Source organism: Sphingobacterium sp. UBA2480, from assembly GCF_002341965.1.
GTDB classification, from domain to species: domain Bacteria; phylum Bacteroidota; class Bacteroidia; order Sphingobacteriales; family Sphingobacteriaceae; genus Sphingobacterium; species Sphingobacterium multivorum.
Genome location: NZ_DDPA01000004.1, coordinates 1 through 19,883, shown reverse-complemented (window position 1 = coordinate 19,883; position 19,883 = coordinate 1). Strand labels below are relative to the sequence as shown.

The window sequence follows — 19,883 nt, the reverse complement described above, 5'->3', positions numbered from 1 at the left end:
TACGATATCTTATTTTGTTAATATTTCTTTATAATTTGGTAAAACCGATTTGAATTTAGCAATCACTGCTTCGAGGCTTTCTTTCGAATTACCGCCTGAAGCGTTAAGATGCCCACCCCCATTGAAATATAATTTACAGATCTCATTGCAAGGAACTTCTCCAATCGAACGCAAAGATAGTTTAATTTGTTCATTTCTGTCAATAATTAAAGCAGCCAATCGAATTCCTTTAATTGAAAGTGCATAATTGACCAGTCCTTCGGTATCGCCGGTGATAACTTCAAACTGCGTGAGATCCGCTTTGGTTACATGGATAATGGCGGTGTTATATTCGTGGATAACCTCTAGACGATTCAGTAGACAGAATCCTAAGAATTTCAGGCGGCTTTCAGACGAACTATTATAAATCTCTTCGTGAATAGCCCAGTTTTGTGCGCCGCAATCAATGAGTGATGCAATGATGCGGTGAATTTCAGCAGTAGTCGAACGGAAGCGGAAAGAGCCCGTATCGGTCATAATACCGGTATATAGGCATGTCGCCATGTCTGCACTGATATGGTCTGGATCTTGCATCTCATGGACCAAGAAGCGATAGATCAATTGTGCGGTCGCCGCTGCGGATGAATCCCAAAAAGCGTAGTCTTCAAATCCTTCCGGATCCAAATGGTGATCAATCATACATTTGATTCCCTTCGCTTGACGAATAGGTTCACCCATTTCGTGAATACGGGCAAGACCATTGAAATCCAAGCAGAAAATTAATTCAGCTGCGTCAATCTGTTGATTGTGCAGGTCAATATCCTGTGTATAAATTTGTACATTTTCCAAGCCAGGTAGCCAATCCAAAAAAGCAGGAAAGTCTGATGGTACAATGAGATTTACCTGGTGTCCTTTCGAGGTCAACCAAAAGTACAATCCTAAAGATGAACCCAAAGCGTCCCCATCTGGTTTGTAGTGCGTTGTAATTACAATACGTTTTGGTTCAGCCAATAACTCTTTTAATTCTTCCGATTTCAGCATAGTCATATTAAGTCTGCAAACCTACTATAAAAAAATTAGATTAGACAAATTTTTTATAAAGATCTTTTAGCATCTTATAGCATTTGGTGTTGATTTTAAAAAATTGATTTTCAGGTTTTTAAAACTTATATACATAGATCTTGAAATCCCGCTTCATGCAGATTAGATAATTGGCATTGTCGCCATAGTTAATCGGTCCATAATAGAATTTTGAAAAACCTTCTACAGGGAATCCTTCCTGAACCAGGCCATCAGATCCGAAGACATAGATCATGCGATTGTCGGTTCCTACGCCAATGATATCAGATTTACCTATTCGTTTAAAAAACAACGGTCTGTTACTGGCCTCTTCGATGAATTTATATTCAAAGTAGGAAGAAGAGTCTCTTGCACTGTAGGCATTCAGTTTGTTGTTGGCTAGAATAACAAAGTCTCTGTCAGCACCACCGCTAATATCTTCAAAATTAAAGAACGCATCTTTGCCCCAGTCACCCAGTTTTATTTTTTTGGTTTCGCCCTCGAAAGGAATTTTGAAGACACTACCTTTATTGTTTGCCAAGTAGATGAAGGAGTTCTTTTCATCCGACGCTGCAACTAAACCAATTGGATTTTTAACACTTTCCCCATCGGTATCCAATGTTTTTTTATGGATGACCTTACCATTTTGATCAAAGAAATAGACGGAAGCAGTGCTTGTACCGGCAATAATATAATTGGTCTGCCCTAAACTGGTTGTTTTTAAATCGAATAAAATTCGCCCGTCCACGCTATTATTTTCAAAGCCCTCCACTTTTTTGCCGTCGAGTGTATAGGCAAGAATGCGGTCTGTTGCGGGAATGTAAATACGTTGCTCTTTATTGAAGGTGGCAATTGTAGCCCCATAAGTTGCCGAGTATGGTAATTCAACTGAAAAACCGGTTCGGTTTTTACCATCTGGCATAAAACGATATAAGCGGTTTTTTGTAACAGCGACAATACTGAGATCCTGTAACTGAACTGGCTCGCCCAAAATTTCACCTTGGAAGAGGTTCTGCCAAAGCTCTTTTCCATCCGGCGAAAATGCATGTACCGTGTGATCTTGTTCTTGAATCAGGATAAATTTGGTCTTCCCATCTTGATCTAAAATCCAAGGTTTATTGATAATTCGGTTCTCCAGTTGAGCTGTCCATTCTGGTTTTCCCCCCAGTCTCGTATCACTCTTAAAGAGTGCATATAAACTGGACGAAAATGTGCCTTGGTTGCCACTTAGCTGATAGGACCATGAATAGAAATTTTGAAAACCATATTCATCCTCATCTTTAAAGTTCTTTGTGAAATCAGCTTTTAAGTTATCCAGAATATTGCTTTTACCAGCCTTAGGTTCTAAATAGAACGTTACGTTACTGCGGCTATTCTGCAATGCTGCATGATTTTTGAAAATTGCAGTACCCGAAAGAAATTGCTTTTCCCGGAAAGATTCACGATAATCTCGCAAGATACCTGTTCGGCCAGCAACAACCATGATATTGTCTACAATAGTGAAATAGGGTCGGGTAAAGCTCTTGAAAGGTTCTCCAAATAATGCATGTAAAAGATTCGAATATTTAAATTGATAGATCGAATCCCCTACAGCAGTACTGAATTTCTTAAGATTATCGGCAAATTGTGTGGAATCCGAAATGCTAATCAAACCAATCGCATCCTGATTGTCCAGTTCCGCGAGTGCAAATTCATCGTTGAAAATTGGCGCAATAATACTGTCAAATGATACTTTGCTGTCCTCTTCAAAGTTTTTTATACTTTTCGTCAATCGAGCGTCTTCTTTTTGTTGTACTAACAAGGCTTTTAATCCGCTGCGGAAACTACGGGGATCAGAGATACTAAAGTCTATATAAGATGCTGCATTTTTAGGGAGATAGTTCCCCAGAGCTTGCACTTGAGCCGTCTGCGTGGCAAATAACTGTAAGTAGCTATTTTTGCTCGCCGTGAGATCTGTTTCACCCTTAAAGATAAAAGCATCCTTTTTGAAATTCATGTTCCAGGACGTTTGGCCCTTCAGCGAATCGATCAGGTTGAGATAGGTACCAAATTTGGATTTCATTAGTATTCGAGCAATTTGCGACAGTTGCTCATTGAAAAAATAGAGACTAAGTGGTGTGTTTTTATTATTATGGTTTACGAAGAACTCGATTTGTTTGGTACTTATTTTCTTAACCTGTTTATCAAAGATCTGGGAAAGCACCTGCTTAGAGTAGCTGGCGAAAATGATTTCGTGGGAATAGGCACAATAAAGTGTACTATCCTTAGTACCTTGATTAAGCCCATAAAATCGTTGGCCTAAGGTGTCAAAGGGTTGTATCTTGTAGTTTTTACCGACGTTTCCAAGCAATGTTGCCAGCGCGTTATTATCAATGCTTTGACCAACCTGAACGCTATATAGCGGAGTAATCTGATCTTTTTCCTGATGAAAAGACAGTAATACTTGCTGCCCCGCTACAAGAGGTGCTAGCTGTTCGCTACGTAATAATTCGTCTTTAAGACGTTCCAAATTACTGAAATTGCGTTGGCCAATAATGGCTTTAAAGAGCTCATAGTCGTTAAAGATCGTATCTACAGTCTGATCATTGGCAAAGGAGGCAATGGCTAATGTATTTTCAGGAAGATATTGTAAAGCTTTAGAATCTTGTTTATTGTTTTTATTGAAGTCTCCAAAAAGATAGATCGTGGCCGCGATGACCGCGATGAATAATATAACAGTGATGATGATTGTTTTTTTCATCCTTTTTATTTTTTTCAATGCCTGATAAGAACTCGAATAAATCGTCACTAACCCGCTGGTCGATACGATTAAAAATGCAGTTTTTAGCAGAACAACTATTTATGAGGTACTCATTTTCTTTTCAGCAGATAAGTACACTAAACTTGTTTTTTAAATGGTGATGAAGTTATCATGCGGCAGATGTTTATCAAGGATATACAAATCTTGAACCTCGTTCAAGATCTTGGCGAGCTGCACGATGCTCATGATGATTCATACGTAAAACAAACCTAATAAAAATATATGGGAAGAGATAGAAAATCGTTGCTATAATGCGCCTTTGTAATAGAAATTTAACAAAAAATTCCTTATTTTGCTCTGTTTTTAATACATTTATCGCTAGAAACTCATTTTCAGCATTCACTTTAACATAATGAATAAGAAAATCATTTTAGCCGCTTCGTTGTTGGGAGCATTAGCTGTAATATTAGGTGCCTTTGGCGCTCATGGTCTAGAAGGAAAGGTAAGTACATATCATATTGAAACTTGGAAAACTGCAAACCAGTATCATTTCTATCATACCTTCGCCCTGTTATTTTTATCTACTTTTTCGCGAGCAAAGACGTACTCGATTAAAGTATCATTTATTGCTTTCCTCATTGGTATACTTTTTTTCTCAGGGTCGTTGTATGTCTTAAGTGTGCGAGAAATAACCGGCTTTGGCAATCCGTCTATTTTAGGACCTATCACGCCTTTGGGAGGATTGTCTTTGATCGTTGGCTGGGTTGCGCTATTTATAGCAGCGCTAAAAAATAAATCGTAATCCTATTTAATTGCCTATGTCGATACGAAATCATATTCGTATTTAATCATAACAGAGCCTTCTTGAATAAATTCAGGAAGGCTTTTTTAGGTTACAATGGATTGACCAGTGATCGCTTGGCTTTCACACTCCGATGTCGCTTTGGCGCCGTATGATTGTAGACGGTTTTATGTATTGCCGGAGTCGTTTGACCGCTATTCCTGAAGGTTTTTTTGTACTTTTATACCATAATTTGAATTTATGTCCAATCCACAATCTACGATTTTTAGTGAAAGAGATACGCTGTTTGTTGATGTGGTCCTACCACTAGCATTAGCAAGAACATATACGTATCGTATTCCGGTTGACTGGAACGATCGTGTGCAGGTCGGTGTACGTGTCATCGTGCAATTTGGACGGAATAAGATCTATTCTGCGGTTGTCAAGTCCATTAGCCAGGAAGCACCAAAGCACTATGAAGCAAAGTATATTTTGGACATCATTGATGAAAAACCCATTGTCAATTTAGCTCAGTTTAAACTGTGGGACTGGCTAGCCGATTATTACATGTGTAGTTTGGGCGAAGTCATGCAGGCTGCGCTGCCCTCGGCATTGAAGCTGGCCAGTGAGACCAAAGTCGTTTCATCGATTGGGGAAGAATTTGACCGTTCCACACTATCAGATAAGGAGTATCTCATCATCGAAGCTTTGGAGGTGGCGGGAGAACTAAAAGTCAATGATATTGTGAAATTGCTGGGACAAAAAACAGTCTTCCCTATATTAAAACAATTATTTGACAAAGGAATTGTTTTGATTTCTGAAGAGATTACAGAACGATATAAACCCAAGACCAAAGCATTTTTGCGTTTTGCGCCCGACTTTCGAAATGAAGATGCAAAAAGAGAATTGTTGGACAGCTTAAATCGTGCACCAAAACAACAAGATGCGGTATTGGCATTTATGCAGCTGGTCAAAAAAACGGAGGAAATTACGCGACCCATGTTGACGGAGGCCTCAGGCTGTGGTAACGGTGCAATTACGGCTTTGATTGACAAAGGTGTTTTTGAAATAAAGGAAAAGGTTGTATCCCGGTTTCAGGGGGAAGATATCGAACTGGATGCCAATTTTCAATTTAATGAAAATCAGCAAAGGGCTTATGCCGAAATACAAGAGTCGTTTGAAGAGAAGGAAGTTACCCTGTTACATGGTGTTACTGCTTCGGGAAAAACACAGATTTATATACGACTTATCGAACAAGCAATCGCAGCGGGAAAATCAGCCCTCTATCTACTGCCTGAGATTGCGCTGACAGCGCAGATTACAGCGCGCTTAAAGTTGCATTTCGGCGATAAACTGGGGGTGTACCACTCTAAGTTTAATGATAATGAGCGTGCCGAGGTGTGGCATAAAGTCATGAAGAATGAATTTCAGGTTGTGATTGGGGCTCGTTCTTCCGTCTTTCTGCCATTTCAGGATTTAGGGATCATCATCGTTGATGAAGAGCACGAAAGCTCCTATAAGCAGTTTGATCCAGCCCCACGTTACCATGCCCGCGATACGGCCATTTACCTCGGATTTCTACATCAGACCAAAGTACTATTGGGATCCGCGACGCCTTCTTTGGAAAGTTATTACAATGCCAAAGCTAAGAAGTATGGCTTTGTGCAGCTGCTTGAGCGTTATGGCAATGCCCAATTGCCAAGTATTGAGTTGGTGAATATTCCCGAAGAAGGAAGAAAGGAAAATATGTTTTCCTATTTTTCGGGTATCTTGTTAAAGGCAATTGAAGAAGCTGTAAAAAATAAAGAGCAGGTTATATTATTTCAAAATAGACGTGGGCACACGACAATGATCCAGTGTAATACCTGTGGATTTGTTGCAAAATGTGTCAATTGTGATGTCAGCTTAACCTATCACAAGAGCTCTAATATGATGCATTGCCATTACTGTGGTCATGTGGAGCCTCCACTTCGTGTTTGTCCAGCCTGTGGAATGCCCCATATCGAAAGTAAAGGCTTCGGTACAGAACGGGTAGAGGAAGAACTTGAAATCCTGATGCCCGAAATCCGCATCGGTCGCTTGGATCTGGATTCCACAAAAGGCAAATATGGTTTCGACAAAATTATCACGGCTTTTGATGAGCATGAATTTGATGTTCTTATAGGGACACAAATGGTCGCTAAGGGGCTCGATTTCGGAAGAGTAAGCCTTATTGGTGTTGTCAATGCAGATACGATCATTAACTTTCCGGATTTCCGTTCGTATGAACGATCATTTTCGTTATTTTCCCAGGTAGCAGGACGCGCAGGTCGACGTGAAGCCGGCGGAAAAGTTATCATCCAGAGCTACACCACGAATCATCGGGTTTTGGAACAGGTGGTCAATAACGATTATGAAGGGATGTTTATGACTGAAATTACAGAACGTAAAAACTATCTTTATCCTCCTTTCTACCGTCTCATTCGGATTGATATTAAACATACGGATTTTCAGAAATGCTATGATTCGGCCAATCGTTTTGCCTCGGCGCTGCGGCAACAGTTGGGTGCAAGGGTATTGGGACCGGAGCCGCCTTTAGTTTCTCGTGTGCGGAATAATTTTATCCAGACCATTACCTTGAAGATTGAGCGAACAAATATTAGTATTGCAAAGGTCAAGGAATTGATCCGTTCGGTGCTCCTCGATTTTGAAATCGATAAAACCAATGCTGGTGTGCGCGTTCAGGTCGATGTAGACCCCTATTAGTAACAGCTATTGCCCGCATTAACTTGTAAAAACGAGCGTTCTTGGTAAACTTAAATCACGTGCGCTTATCGTTTTCTTCGCGGCCAAATTCAAGAGGTCAACGGAGGTTGAGCCTAAGGGAAAAATGATTCGGGAAATAAAGCAAATTAACTTGAAAATACGTACAGTGTTGGTATTGAATTATTTGTGATTAATTCTGTTTAATGTGCCTTTTAAAAGGTAAATTTGAAACATCATGGCGTACAAGTTTATTGATAATTATCGGGAGAAAGGTGCTCGTAAGAAATTGGTTGAACATCTAAAAAGCCGGGGCATTGCGGACCAGAAAGTATTAGATGCCATTGGCAAGGTACCACGTCACTTTTTTTTTGATGAAACATTCTGGAATCAGGCCTATAGGGATATTGCTTTTCCAATAGGTGACGGACAAACAATTTCGCAGCCGTATACCGTCGCCTATCAATCTGAACTGCTCCACGTGAAAAAAGGAGATAAAGTACTGGAAATTGGTACGGGATCGGGATACCAAACCTGTATCTTGTTGGAACTTGGCGCAGAAGTGTATACTATCGAACGTCAGGAAAACCTATATCAACGAACCATTCAAGTGTTGCCCTACATGGGCTATAAACCAAATTTCTTTTTAGGTGATGGCTCCAAGGGAATCGAAGAGCACGCCCCTTATGACAAGATTATTGTCACTGCAGGTGCGCCTTTCGTGCCAGAGGTTATGTTGAAGCAGTTGAAAATGGGCGGAATTTTTGTGATCCCTGTAGGAGACGAAAAATCGCAAAAGATGGTGACGATCATTCGGGTAGGTGAAAATGATTTTGACCGTATCGAATTGGATACGTTTCGTTTTGTGCCTTTGGTGGGTGATCAAGCTTGGTAGGAGATCCATTCAACCAGTTCCGATGGCCTCCCCCAAGGTCTGCGAGTGACAATCGAGCCCTTGTTTCATGAGCAGATGCAAAATAGCCATGATTAAATTGAAATGAACGTGAAAGAATAAATATTCACCTTATGACGCCAACTGCAATACAATATGACCAGAAGCATCGCGAAACCGCTTCAACTGTGGTCAAATTAAATAAACAAGTCAACACGCTCAGCTTGTCGCGGCTATTTGTGATACTCGGTGGCGGAGCGTTGTTATTTTATACCTTTCAACTGGAAAGCCTTCCGCTGGTTTTTTTCTGCTTTTTTGGACTATTGTTCCTATTTGCCTATCTGGTGCGGAAGCAGAGCCAGTTAGAGCTTCAGAAGAACTATTTTGAAGCTTATTTGAAAGTTTTGGCAAATGAACAGGCCCTAGCAGAAGGGAAACTAAACATGTATGACCATGGTGAGCATTTCGAAAACGGAGCTCATCCTTATAGCTCCGATATGGATATCTTTGGCACATACTCCTTATTCGCGCAGATAAATCGGGCAACGACCAAACAGGGGATTGATCTTTTGGCTTCTTGGCTTGATGCGCCTCTCCAAAGCAATCAAATTCAACGCAATCAAGAAGCATCCCAGGAACTCGAAAATGAATCCGAATGGATATGGGATTTTCAGGCAAAGCTCTTGGCCAATCTGAACCATAAATTGGATATCAAGGCATTTTTGACAAATTACTTTCAAGACCGAAATTTTCAATTCGGAAATGCTTTTATGCGATTTTATATCAAAGCAGGCCCTGTTTTATTTTTGGTCGTTTTAGCGGGCAGCTTTTTCGTGCCAAAATTGGCTGGAGTGGCAACCTTGATAGGACTATTTCATATTCTTTGGGCATTGGCCAAAGCAGGAAGTGTGAGTATGTTCTCGTCGCGAATAGACAAAATTGGTGGCGTGCTGGGATCATATGCAGATGCGATTCAATCGATCGAAGACCACGCATGGAAGTCTATTGCTATGCAGGAGATCGCCGGAGAGCTAAAACAAAACCGGGGAACAGCATCCATTTCCTTTGCCTTTAAAAAATTAGCTGGTCTTATTAACAACTTGGACGCACGGAATAATGTCTTTGTTGGGCTATTTCTAAACCTATTTCTCCTTTGGGACTTTAGACAAGTATTGGCTATTGTTGATTGGAAGAATAAATACGAAAACGAGATTCTGAATTCATTCGATACCTTGGCTAAGGTGGAGGCTGTCACTAGTCTTGCTATTTGGAAGAGAAACCATTCGTCTTATAGTTATCCAGTAATTTTGGATAATCCGCTGGAAAATAAGATTGACGCGCAAGGGTTATATCATCCACTGATCCCAAGCAGTCAGGTCGTCGCCAATGATTACAGTAGTATAGATCATCGTGTTGCTTTGGTAACAGGTTCAAACATGGCTGGAAAGAGTACATTTCTGCGGACAGTAGGTATTAATGCAATTTTGGCTTATGCCGGAGCTGCGGTTGCAGCGACTTCTTTTCAGCTCCCGATTTACAAACTAATATCCTATATGCGCATCAAGGATAACCTGAATGAAAGTACGTCGACATTTAAAGCAGAACTGAATCGGATGAAATTTATATTGGATACAGTTTCAGTACATAGCGATAGCTTTTTTCTAATCGATGAGATGCTTCGTGGAACAAATTCGGTCGACAAATATCTTGGCTCCCGTGCAATCATAAAGAAACTGGTTCGATTGGACGGTAAGGGTATGGTGGCTACACACGACTTACAACTGTCCAGTTTACAAGAGGAATTCCCGGGAGATATCAAAAATTATCATTTTGACATTCGTGTTGATGCGGGGCAGATGCTGTTTGATTATAAGCTGAAGATAGGGGAATGTAAGATATTCAATGCGTCGCTTTTATTGAAAGGTATAGGCGTGGATATTGACGAAAATATGGAATAAAAATGACGGAACTGGAGCTAGATTGGTTTACATTTGTCTCCTCTTAAATCCACTAAATAAAACAATAAATGACTTTACAAGAACGTATTGATTTATCAGAAACACATGTTTGCACGACCGTGTTCCCGTTTTTGACAAATCATCACGATACTTTGTTCGGCGGCAAGGCGATGTCCATTATGGACGAAGTATCGTTTATGGCTGCGACACGATTTTGCCGCAAAACGTTGGTGACTGTATCGACAGACCGTATTGACTTCAATAAGGCAATTCCTTCCGGAAGTATTATTGAAGCGGTCGCGCGGGTTCAAAATGTAGGCCGGACCAGCTTGAAGGTGAAGGTCGACATATTTCTGGAACATATGTACAAGGAAGGAAGAGAATTGGCCATTGAGGGTGTTTTTACATTTGTTGCCCTTGATGAAAACAGACAGCCAATTCCAGTCCTTGAAGGCTTGGATATTGAATAAAATTTTAGCTTCCGAATGCGGAAACTCGAGAGAGATTTTTTAAAATTATAACATGGAAAAGGGTCGCAGATTGCAATGCGACCCTTTTTGTCATTCGTTTCTCTTGATTGGGCTGAGGTCGTTAAGTTCTTCGGCTGTAAATAAACGATAATGAACTTTGAAAGTTTTACCCAGTGGGGTTTCCAATGAGAATCCCCCCGGACCAAATCCATCCAGCACATCGAGTGTGAAATGCGCATGTTTCCAATATTCAAAGAGATCCCGATCCACCCAAAACTCATATCCTTCGGCTAATCCGATCATGGCGTCATTTGTCCTAGGAAAATAACCTCCTTCCTCAAAACACTGTGGCTGTGTACCCTCGCAGCAACCTCCGGCCTGATAAAACATTAATTTACCATGCTTCGCTTCAAGTTCATGAATGAGCTCCCTGGCTTTTTCAGTGATGTCTAGTCTATTGATCATGGTGAAATTCGTTTATGTGTTTTAGCGTTGACGAATAGGAAATTCAGCTGAAGGGGCAGCATTTGCTCCCCCTAAACTCGGGTATCTAGCTGTTCGAAAAGAATACCCGGTACGCTTCAGTTAAAAGAAACCAAGTTTTTCTTTGCTGTAGGAAATCAACATATTCTTGGCTTGTCTGTAATGGGCAAGCATCATTTTATGGTTTTCCCGTCCAATTCCTGATTGTTTGTATCCGCCAAATGGAGCGCCAGCTGGGTAGGAGTGGTACTGATTTACCCATACACGTCCAGCTTGTATGGCACGTGGAACCTGATAAAGCTGATGTGCATCTCGGGTCCATACACCTGCTCCGAGACCATACATGGTATCGTTGGCGATGGCAATTGCTTCTTGTTCGTCTTTGAACGTGGTCACTGCAAGCACGGGGCCGAAGATTTCTTCCTGGAAAATGCGCATGCTATTATCACCTTTGAATAGGGTGGGTTTGATGTAGTAGCCTTCTTCAAAACCAGCACCAACATTGTTTTCATCTCCACCAGTCAATACTTCGGCTCCTTCTTCTTTGCCAAGTTTAATATAGGACATAATTTTGTCCTTTTGGATCTTCGATGCCTGAGCACCCATCATTGTTGTTGGGTCTAATGGATCGCCCACTTTGATCTGATTAACCCGATCGACTACTTTAGCGATAAATTTTTCATAAATGTCCTCCTGGATCAGTAAACGAGAAGGACAGGTACAAATTTCGCCCTGATTGAGTGCGAATAATACGGCTCCTTCCACTGCTTTGTCCAAAAATGCATCATCTGCATCCATAACCGAACTAAAGAAAATATTGGGCGATTTCCCTCCCAATTCTAGGGTTACCGGGATGATATTTTCAGTCGCATATTGCATGACCAAACGTCCTGTTGCTGTGGAGCCTGTGAATGCTGCTTTGGAAACCTTAGGATTGGTGACCAAGGAACGACCAAGCTCTGCGCCGAAACCGTTGACGATATTGACCACTCCGGCGGGAATCAAATCACCGATGATTTCCATAAGAATAAGAATAGATGCTGGTGTACTTTCAGCAGGTTTTAACACAACAGTATTCCCTGCAGCAAGGGCCGGAGCTAGTTTCCATACGGCCATTAGAATCGGGAAATTCCATGGAATAATCTGTGCAACAACCCCGATTGGTTCGTGTACAATCAGTGACACTGTATTGCTGTCCAATTCGCTTATGGACCCCTCTTCAGCGCGGATTACACCAGCAAAATACCTGAAATGGTCGATTGCCAATGGGATATCGGCATTTAATGTTTCACGTACCGCTTTTCCGTTGTCTATCGTTTCAACGGCGGCGATATATTCTAAATTAGCTTCAATGCGGTCAGCAATTTTATTGAGGATAATACTTCGTTCTGTAGCCGAGGTTTGTCCCCAAGTTTCAAAAGCTTTAGCGGCGGTGTCGACAGCGAGATCCAGATCTTCTTTTGTTGAATGGGCAACTTGAGTAAACACTTTTCCATCTACCGGCGAAATATTATCGAAGTATTTTCCTTGAATTGGTGCGACAAATTTACCACCAATGTAGTTGTCATATCGTTCTTTGAACGATGGTCTTTTGATTGCGCTCATATGGTTTATTTATTAATTATTTTTAATCCCTTCTTATCAAAGTTAGCCAGCAATTATTCAATGGTGTAGCAGAATTGATCCAAAACATAGCACAATTGTGGCACATAACTTTCGCTCATAGTTTATTTTATTTATTATATTTGATTGACTGCCAATTATATTTAATTGTTGCACTATGGAAAATAGGACGCTGATTCATACATTGCCATTTTCGCGGAAGGGGGAGCTCAGCACATTAGTGGAGAACCGACGCGCATTTACGTTAGATAGCTTGGAGCTTAATATCTACGAAACATATCGGATATCGCAGCATGTACCTTTATGTTTTGATGATTTGGTTATGATTAATATGATCCAGGGTAAAAAAATCATGCATTTGGAGAATGTAAAGGCTTTTGACTATCTGCCCGGTCAGATGATGGTGTTACCTGCATCGGTGGCTATGCATATTGATTTTCCAGAAGCGACCCTCGACCAGCCCACGCAGTGTACCGCTTTAACAATTCATAGAGAGAAGATAGCAGCAGTCTTAGATTATCTAAATGAGTTTTATCCAAAAGAACATGTCAATCAATGGCGGCTTGATCCGGAGTTTTTTCACCTGTACAATTCGACTGAGCTTGCCGATCTGGTGAACAAGTTGTTTCAGATCATTATTAGTGAAAATCCGTTGAAAGATGTGCTTGCAGATCTGACCTTTAAAGAGCTTACGATTCGGCTACTTCAGTCACAGTCGATGATGGCATTAAAAATTGGGAAGTCGCCCAACAAAGTACTGTTACACGTGCAGGAATTTATTCAGAAACATATTACCGAGAAAATTTCAATTGGTCTATTGGAGCGGACTGCTCACATGAGCAAAGCGAGCCTTACGCGGATGTTTAACCGTGAACTTGGACTTAGTCCAATGGAGTATGTGATCCAACAGCGTATCGAGAAGGCAAAAAAGATGCTTTTACTCACCCGTAATGTAAAGGAGTCGTGCTATGGGGCAGGATTTAACGATGTCAACTACTTTGTTCGGCTTTTTAAAAGCAGGGTAGGCATGACGCCAGGCGCATTTGTCCTGGCGCGTTAACCTAAAATTTCATCACGCGATCAAGCTCACGTTTAACATCTCTTTCTTTGATGTTTTCTCGTTTGTCAAAATCTTTTTTACCCTGTGCCAAGGCAATTTCAACTTTGGCAAACCCCCGGGCACTGATAAAGATGCGTAGGGGTACAATGGTAAAACCACGTTCTTCCCCTTTCTCTTTCAGTTTTTTTAATTCTCTTTTTGTCAATAGCAGTTGACGGTCGCGTTTTGCTTCATGGTTATAGAAAGATCCCATGGAATATTCGGCAATGTGCATGTTACGGATGTATAATCCGTCCTCAAAAAAACTACAGAAACTATCGTTAATATTTGCCTTTCCTTCGCGTATGGATTTTATTTCTGTACCCAATAATCGAATTCCTGCAATGTACTTGTCCAGTAAGTGGTATTCAAAAGAAGCTTTTTTATTTTTTATATTGATATCTGAAGATAAAGCCATATATTGTTGTATATTAGTAAGTCTATACCATTGCTATTGCAATGAACCTAAATGTAACTAATTATAGGATAATTTAAAGTTCGCAAATATAATTATTAAAATTGTCTTATTTTAAAGTAGAATTGTGTGGGGCGGATGTTAGCGGAGTATTAAAATAAAATTAACTGTTTTGGGCGATGTGTTAAAAATATGACTAAATTTAAGTGAAAGTCAGATTATGTTTTCGTATGTTTGCAACGTTTTTTGGAATTATTGTGAATATATACAACGTAGCATTTCAACTTACATTGTGGATATAGCAGATTTTTAGTCGGAGACCGAGTTTTTTATATAAAAGTCCAATTCGATAATTTTGTTTGTTACAATAACATCTAAAAGTTAGAAATAGTTTTAGAAATACCTTTTTATCGCATGAGTAAAGGAAAGTTAGGCGAGAAAATATCGCAATTTAAGATTGTTGAGGAGTTGAAAGCTAAGGGCTTATATGCCTATTTTAGACCTATTCAATCAAAACAAGATACCGAAGTAAAAATCGATGGTAGACGTGTGTTGATGTTTGGTTCTAACTCTTATTTAGGGTTAACGACTGATACACGTATTATAAAAGCAGCGCAAGATGCTTTGGAAAAGTATGGTACTGGATGTGCTGGATCTCGTTTCTTAAACGGTACGTTGGATATTCACGTGGAACTGGAAGAAAAATTATCTGCTTATGTAGGTAAAGAAGCCGCTATTCTGTTTAGTACAGGATTCCAATCAAATCTAGGGCCTTTGTCATGTCTAATGGGACGTAATGATTATATTTTGTTGGATGAGCGTGACCACGCATCAATTATTGATGGTAGCCGTTTGTCTTTTTCCAAAGTAATCAAATACGGACACAATAATATGGAGGACTTACGTGCTAAGTTATCACGCCTACCTGAGGATAGTGCGAAGTTAATTTGTACGGATGGTATCTTTAGTATGGAGGGGGATATTGTTAATTTGCCTGAACTTACGTCGATTGCCAATGAGTTTGATGCTGCAGTAATGGTCGACGATGCACACAGTTTAGGTGTTATTGGGCACAAAGGAGCTGGTACAGCTTCTCATTTTGGGCTTAATGATGATGTAGACTTGATTATGGGTACATTTAGTAAATCGTTAGCATCTTTAGGTGGATTTGTCGCAGGTGATGCAGATGTGATCGATTTCTTAAAACATAATGCCCGCTCTGTGATGTTCAGTGCTTCAATGACTCCAGCTTCGGTTGCTTCAACATTGAAAGCTTTGGAAATTATTCAAAATGAGCCTGAGCATATTGAAAAATTATGGAAAAACACAGATTATGCCAAAGCACAATTACTGGATCATGGGTTTGATCTAGGTGCTACGGAAAGTCCTATTTTGCCAATCTTTATTCGTAGCAATGAAAAAACGTTCTGGGTAACTAAAATGCTCCAAGATGATGGGGTATTTGTTAATCCAGTTGTTTCTCCAGCAGTTCCTGCGGAAGAGTCTTTGATTCGTTTTTCATTGATGGCGACACATACTTATGACCAAATCGACGAGGCTATTGAGAAGATGGTTAAAGTATTCAAACAAGCTGAAGTTGAAACATTAATATAAAATCTAATCGTATGATTCAGATTATACCCGTTGAAACAAAGAAACAAAGACGGCTGTTTATAGATTTCCCTCATAGTCTCTATGAGGGAAATCCTAATTATGTACCTGCCTTATTTCTTGAACAAAACGATTTGCTTTCCCCTGACAAGCATCCCTTTTATAAACATTCCCAAGCACAACCTTTTCTAGCTTATCGTAACGATAAGATTGTCGGTCGTATATGTGCCATCTGGAACAATAACCATAATGCTTTCAATCATGTGAATGAAGGGCAGTGGGGTTTTTTCGATTGTATAGATGATCAAGAAGTCGCAAACGCGTTATTTGAGACTGCAGAAAAATGGGTTAAAGCTAAAGGAGGGGATACGATCGTTGGGCCGATCAATTTATCAACCAATGATACCGTTGGTTTGTTGGTTGACGGTTTTGATAAGCCCCCAGTAGCCATGATGCCCTACAATTCACCTTATTACATTGACTTGATTACCAATTCAGGTTATGGACATAAAGTGGATTTGAGAGCTTATTTGGTCATGGAAAAGTCTGCGGATAAACGTTCTGTATTGCTTTTAGATAGGTTGGAAGAGCGTTTGAAAAGATCTGGCATTACATTGCGTCAATTTAATGTGAAGGATTTTAAAAACGAAGCAGCAAAAGTTCGTGACATTTATAATAGAGCATGGGATAAAAATTCGGGTTTTGTTCCGATGACAGAGGACGAATTTAATTATACGGCCAAAGATCTAAAAATGATTCTCGATCCACGTTTTGCTATCGTTGCGGAGAAAGATGGTGAGCTTGTTGGCTTTGGTCTAGGGATACCTGATATCAATCAAATCCTTATCAAAGTGAAGCGAGGACGTCTACTTCCTACGGGTATTTTTAAATTGTTATTTGGAAAGAAAAAAATCAACTTGCTTCGTGTACTCATGTTAGGGGTATTGGAAGACTACCGTAAACTTGGTATTGAAGCATGTCTGTATGGCCGAATTATAAAAGAATCAAAAGATTCTAATATCAAAGGGGCCGAATGTTCGTGGATGTTGGAGCATAATTACATGATGAACCACGCTATAGAACAAATGAATGGAGAATTGTACAAACGTTATCGTTTGTATCAAAAATCATTATGATAGAAAAAGTATTAATCACCGGAGCGAGTGGTTTTGTAGGCTATCATTTGACAAGAGCAGCGAAAGAGGCGGGGATGGAAGTTCATGCCGCGGTGAGGAAGTCAAGTGATGTTTCAGAAATTCGCTCCGTTGTAGATAAATTTGTTTATCCAGATTTCTCTGATGAAGAGTCTATCAGCGAATTACTGGAAGCGGAAAACTATACCTATGTTGTTCATGCTGCGGCAATGACTCGTGCCAAGCACGAAGAAGATCTCGAAAAGGTCAACGTTGGTTATACAAAAAACTTGGCATCTGCTTGTTTTTATTTAAAAACTCCCATCAAAAGATTTGTTTTCGTTAGTAGTCTTGCGGCAATCGGTCCTGTTAGCTACGATGCTAACCTTATCGATGAGAGCAATCCCTATCGCCCTGTTACGGCCTATGGTCGTAGTAAACGGAAAGCGGAGCTCGCCTTGGATGATTTTAGAGATCAGCCACTAACGATTTTGCGCCCCACTGCAGTATACGGCCCTCGTGAAAAAGATATTTTTATTGTTTTTAAAACAATGAATGGCGGCCTGGATGCCTATGTTGGCCGCTCTCCTCAAAAGCTTAGCTTTATTTATGTTGCTGACCTGGTGCAGGCGATCATTCATGCCTGTCGTTTTGATCAAGGAGGAAAGCAGGTGTATAACCTCAGTGATGGGCAGGTGTATGGCCGTTATGAGTTGGCTAGATTTTTCAAAGAGTTTAGCCAAAAGAAAATGATTCGTATGCATATTCCTTTTGGTGTCGTGAAGACTATCGCGGTTATTTTTGAACGATTGTATAAAAAATCTAAAGCAATACCTGTGCTATATCCGGAGCGACTGAATGAACTTACAGCTGAAAACTGGGGCTGTGATATCTCGGCGGCTCAACGTCAGCTACAATACCAACCTAAATATGATTTGAAGAAAGGCTTAATGGAGGCATTGGCTTGGTATAAAGAAAATAAATGGCTATAATCGCAGATAATGAGTGAGTTAAAAATAAATAAAAAACTTTTTCAGGATAGAAAGAGAACAAATATCTTAAGTGAACCCGAACAAAAACTTATTTCGTACCTCGTACCTCGAATTCCAAATTGGATTACCTCGGATGGACTTACGGCAATTGGATTTTTAGGCTCCTTAATGATATTGGGGAGTTTTATCTTGGCTGAATATGTTGATATTCGCTATTTGCTTCTAGGGATCCCTGGTTTCTTTGTGCAGTGGTTTGGTGATTCATTAGATGGTCGTATCGCATTCTACCGTAATAAATCCCGTCGCTGGTACGGTTTCGCGTTGGATATTGTAATGGATTGGATTAGTACGGTTTTTATAGGATTGGGGTATGTGCTGTATACCGTGGGTGATTTTAAGTATCTGGGATTTACATTGGTCGCATTGTATGGCTGGGCAATGATTATTTCTCAGCTCAGGTATAGAATTACCGATAAGTATACGATAGACGCCGGAATTTTGGGGCCTACTGAAATTCGGGTGATTATTTCATTGGTTATGTTATTTGAAGTTTTAATGCCTGGGTCTATTAATTGGTGTGTACTGTTAATTTGTATCGCACTTTTTATAATTAATACAAATGATACACGCCTACTTCTTAAATTAGGCGATGAAAAAGATAAAGCGGATAAACTGAAAAAACAACAGGAGGAGGCTATTTAGCGATGTCTTCAAAAGTTATTACTTTTTTAAAAGCTCAACTCTCCGCCTTTTTAGGCGGATTGTTTGATTTTGGAGTATACTCTGCTTGCTATAAGCTACTTCATATCAGTGCTCCTTTTTCCAATGCAATTAGTGGTAGCCTTGGTGCTGTTGTTAATTTTTTGATCAATCGATACTGGTCCTTCGGTAGTACGCAAAAGTCCGTGGGTAGTCAGTTATGGAAATTTGTGATCGTCGTCTGTGGTAGTATTACATTGAAGTCTACAGGAATTCATTTTCTGGTCGATGTATATCATGTAAACTTTTTGTTTTCGAAACTAGTTGTTGAGTTGCTTGTTTCTTTGGGTTTCAACTATACGCTTCAGCGTTTTTGGGTTTTTAAAGCTGAAGAGAAATCGTAATTTCCTTATTTTTTACGAATCAGCTTTAGCTGTTTTCAGTTCCATTTCTTTTTCTGTTTCTTTCAATTTCTCGTGCTCTTATGTTACCAAGATTTGTTTTGATAGGATGTTAGTCGAGCTGTTGGTTTAGGTTAAAAGAGCTTTTTAACAGCCTATAGTTGCGCTAATCCTGCAAGTTGCTGTTAGTGACCGATCTGTAAGGGTAATTCAACTTTGACGCTAGGTTGCATGACGAGCTGCAATATATTGCTCATTGTATAGCTGTCGTGTTTATTTCGCTTTTGTTTACTCTAGATTTTACCTAGTATAAAGTTAGCTTTTGGTTAGCCAGAACCTATACTATACCTAAACAAACCCTAACTAAACCCTAAACTAAACCTAAGTAAACAGGTAGAAAAGTATAGCTACAGAAGAAGGTATTCCGGCAGCCTGTGTTCTGCCATTGTTCTGGCCCTACCGATATCCGTCCGTCCCCTGTTATATCCTGCGTTGCTGTTTCTTTCCGACGGCACAATTTTCCGGTCTTATCAATATCCACCAGTTTATAGGCTGCGCCTATGCGCATCGTCTTCGATTGGGCGTTGAGCCGAGCGGGCTACCAAAGTGATCCCGAGCTTAAGCAGATCGAGCAATACAATGTCCATCCATGTTTCTGCTGCGGAGCCTGTATCGAGTCCGGGTTCCGCGGATGTCCGCGGTACGATCCAATTTTCAGGATCATCCATGTTTCCCCTGCGGAGCCTGTATCGAGTCCCGGTTCCCGTCCCCATTCTGTGCCGGATCCGGCCTTCCCAGCCTTCCGA

The 19,883-nt window shown here is 40.3% G+C and carries 18 protein-coding genes; 11 read left to right on the top strand and 7 right to left on the bottom strand.

The window, feature by feature from the left end; all coding sequences use genetic code 11:
* Positions 1-9: 9 nt before the first annotated feature.
* Entirely contained in the window at positions 10-1,020 is a 1,011-nt protein-coding gene (locus B3600_RS07615; protein ID WP_201640106.1) for a DHH family phosphoesterase, read from the bottom strand.
* Positions 1,021-1,138: 118 nt separating this feature from the next.
* Positions 1,139-3,778 carry a hypothetical protein gene (locus B3600_RS07610; protein WP_286752596.1) on the bottom strand — a complete coding sequence of 880 codons (2,640 nt, stop codon included), beginning with the start codon at positions 3,776-3,778 and terminating at the stop codon, positions 1,139-1,141.
* 412 nt (positions 3,779-4,190) lie between these two features.
* On the opposite strand from B3600_RS07610, the gene B3600_RS07605 reads away from it, so the two are divergent.
* The 5 genes from B3600_RS07605 to B3600_RS07585 all read left to right on the top strand — a co-directional run bounded on the left by B3600_RS07605 (position 4,191) and on the right by B3600_RS07585 (position 10,621).
* Entirely contained in the window at positions 4,191-4,580 is a 390-nt protein-coding gene (locus tag B3600_RS07605; RefSeq protein ID WP_046672738.1) for a DUF423 domain-containing protein, read from the top strand.
* A 240-nt stretch (positions 4,581-4,820) separates the two neighbouring features.
* Positions 4,821-7,304, top strand: a complete 2,484-nt coding sequence (gene priA / locus B3600_RS07600) for a replication restart helicase PriA (RefSeq protein ID WP_159333409.1) — start codon at positions 4,821-4,823, stop codon at positions 7,302-7,304.
* Positions 7,305-7,539: 235 nt separating this feature from the next.
* Positions 7,540-8,196, top strand: a complete 657-nt coding sequence (locus tag B3600_RS07595; RefSeq protein ID WP_286752595.1) for a protein-L-isoaspartate(D-aspartate) O-methyltransferase — start codon at positions 7,540-7,542, stop codon at positions 8,194-8,196.
* 131 nt (positions 8,197-8,327) lie between these two features.
* On the top strand, positions 8,328-10,151 hold the full coding sequence (locus tag B3600_RS07590; protein ID WP_115046637.1) for a MutS-related protein: 1,824 nt from the start codon (positions 8,328-8,330) through the stop codon (positions 10,149-10,151).
* 68 nt (positions 10,152-10,219) lie between these two features.
* Positions 10,220-10,621 carry an acyl-CoA thioesterase gene (locus tag B3600_RS07585; protein ID WP_070561224.1) on the top strand — a complete coding sequence of 134 codons (402 nt, stop codon included), beginning with the start codon at positions 10,220-10,222 and terminating at the stop codon, positions 10,619-10,621.
* 90 nt (positions 10,622-10,711) lie between these two features.
* Here B3600_RS07585 and B3600_RS07580 read toward each other — a convergent pair whose 3' ends face one another.
* On the bottom strand, positions 10,712-11,086 hold the full coding sequence (locus B3600_RS07580; RefSeq protein WP_046672734.1) for a DUF779 domain-containing protein: 375 nt from the start codon (positions 11,084-11,086) through the stop codon (positions 10,712-10,714).
* Between the two features lie 120 nt (positions 11,087-11,206).
* A complete protein-coding gene (locus B3600_RS07575) occupies positions 11,207-12,709 on the bottom strand; it encodes an aldehyde dehydrogenase family protein (protein ID WP_286752594.1) in 1,503 nt (500 codons plus the stop codon).
* A 175-nt stretch (positions 12,710-12,884) separates the two neighbouring features.
* On the opposite strand from B3600_RS07575, the gene B3600_RS07570 reads away from it, so the two are divergent.
* Complete coding sequence (locus B3600_RS07570; protein WP_046672732.1) at positions 12,885-13,787, top strand: AraC family transcriptional regulator; 903 nt, start codon at positions 12,885-12,887, stop codon at positions 13,785-13,787.
* A 1-nt stretch (position 13,788) separates the two neighbouring features.
* Here the strand turns inward: B3600_RS07570 and smpB are convergent, their stop codons facing one another.
* Positions 13,789-14,244, bottom strand: a complete 456-nt coding sequence (smpB, locus tag B3600_RS07565; protein WP_046672731.1) for an SsrA-binding protein SmpB — start codon at positions 14,242-14,244, stop codon at positions 13,789-13,791.
* A gap of 411 nt (positions 14,245-14,655) precedes the next feature.
* Here smpB and spt point away from each other — a divergent pair, with 411 nt between their 5' ends.
* From spt to B3600_RS07540, 5 genes are read left to right on the top strand one after another with little or no spacing between them, the layout of a single operon-like run.
* A complete protein-coding gene (gene spt / locus B3600_RS07560) occupies positions 14,656-15,855 on the top strand; it encodes a serine palmitoyltransferase (protein ID WP_046672730.1) in 1,200 nt (399 codons plus the stop codon).
* Positions 15,856-15,866: 11 nt separating this feature from the next.
* Positions 15,867-16,988 (top strand): hypothetical protein, encoded by a 1,122-nt coding sequence (locus B3600_RS07555; protein ID WP_070561222.1) that lies wholly within the window; start codon positions 15,867-15,869, stop codon positions 16,986-16,988.
* Positions 16,985-17,977, top strand: a complete 993-nt coding sequence (locus B3600_RS07550; protein ID WP_070561221.1) for an NAD-dependent epimerase/dehydratase family protein — start codon at positions 16,985-16,987, stop codon at positions 17,975-17,977. The genes B3600_RS07555 and B3600_RS07550 overlap by 4 nt, the downstream gene beginning before the upstream one ends.
* A 9-nt stretch (positions 17,978-17,986) precedes the next feature.
* Positions 17,987-18,679, top strand: a complete 693-nt coding sequence (locus B3600_RS07545) for a CDP-alcohol phosphatidyltransferase family protein (RefSeq protein ID WP_070561220.1) — start codon at positions 17,987-17,989, stop codon at positions 18,677-18,679.
* 2 nt (positions 18,680-18,681) lie between these two features.
* Entirely contained in the window at positions 18,682-19,080 is a 399-nt protein-coding gene (locus tag B3600_RS07540) for a GtrA family protein (RefSeq protein ID WP_046672726.1), read from the top strand.
* 367 nt (positions 19,081-19,447) lie between these two features.
* On the opposite strand, the gene B3600_RS07535 is transcribed toward B3600_RS07540, so the two are convergent.
* Positions 19,448-19,645: a hypothetical protein gene (locus B3600_RS07535; protein ID WP_286752593.1), complete on the bottom strand. Its 198-nt coding sequence runs from the start codon at positions 19,643-19,645 to the stop codon at positions 19,448-19,450.
* A 30-nt stretch (positions 19,646-19,675) separates the two neighbouring features.
* The coding region (locus tag B3600_RS07530; protein WP_286752592.1) for a hypothetical protein at positions 19,676-19,883 on the bottom strand (208 nt) is incomplete at its 5' end.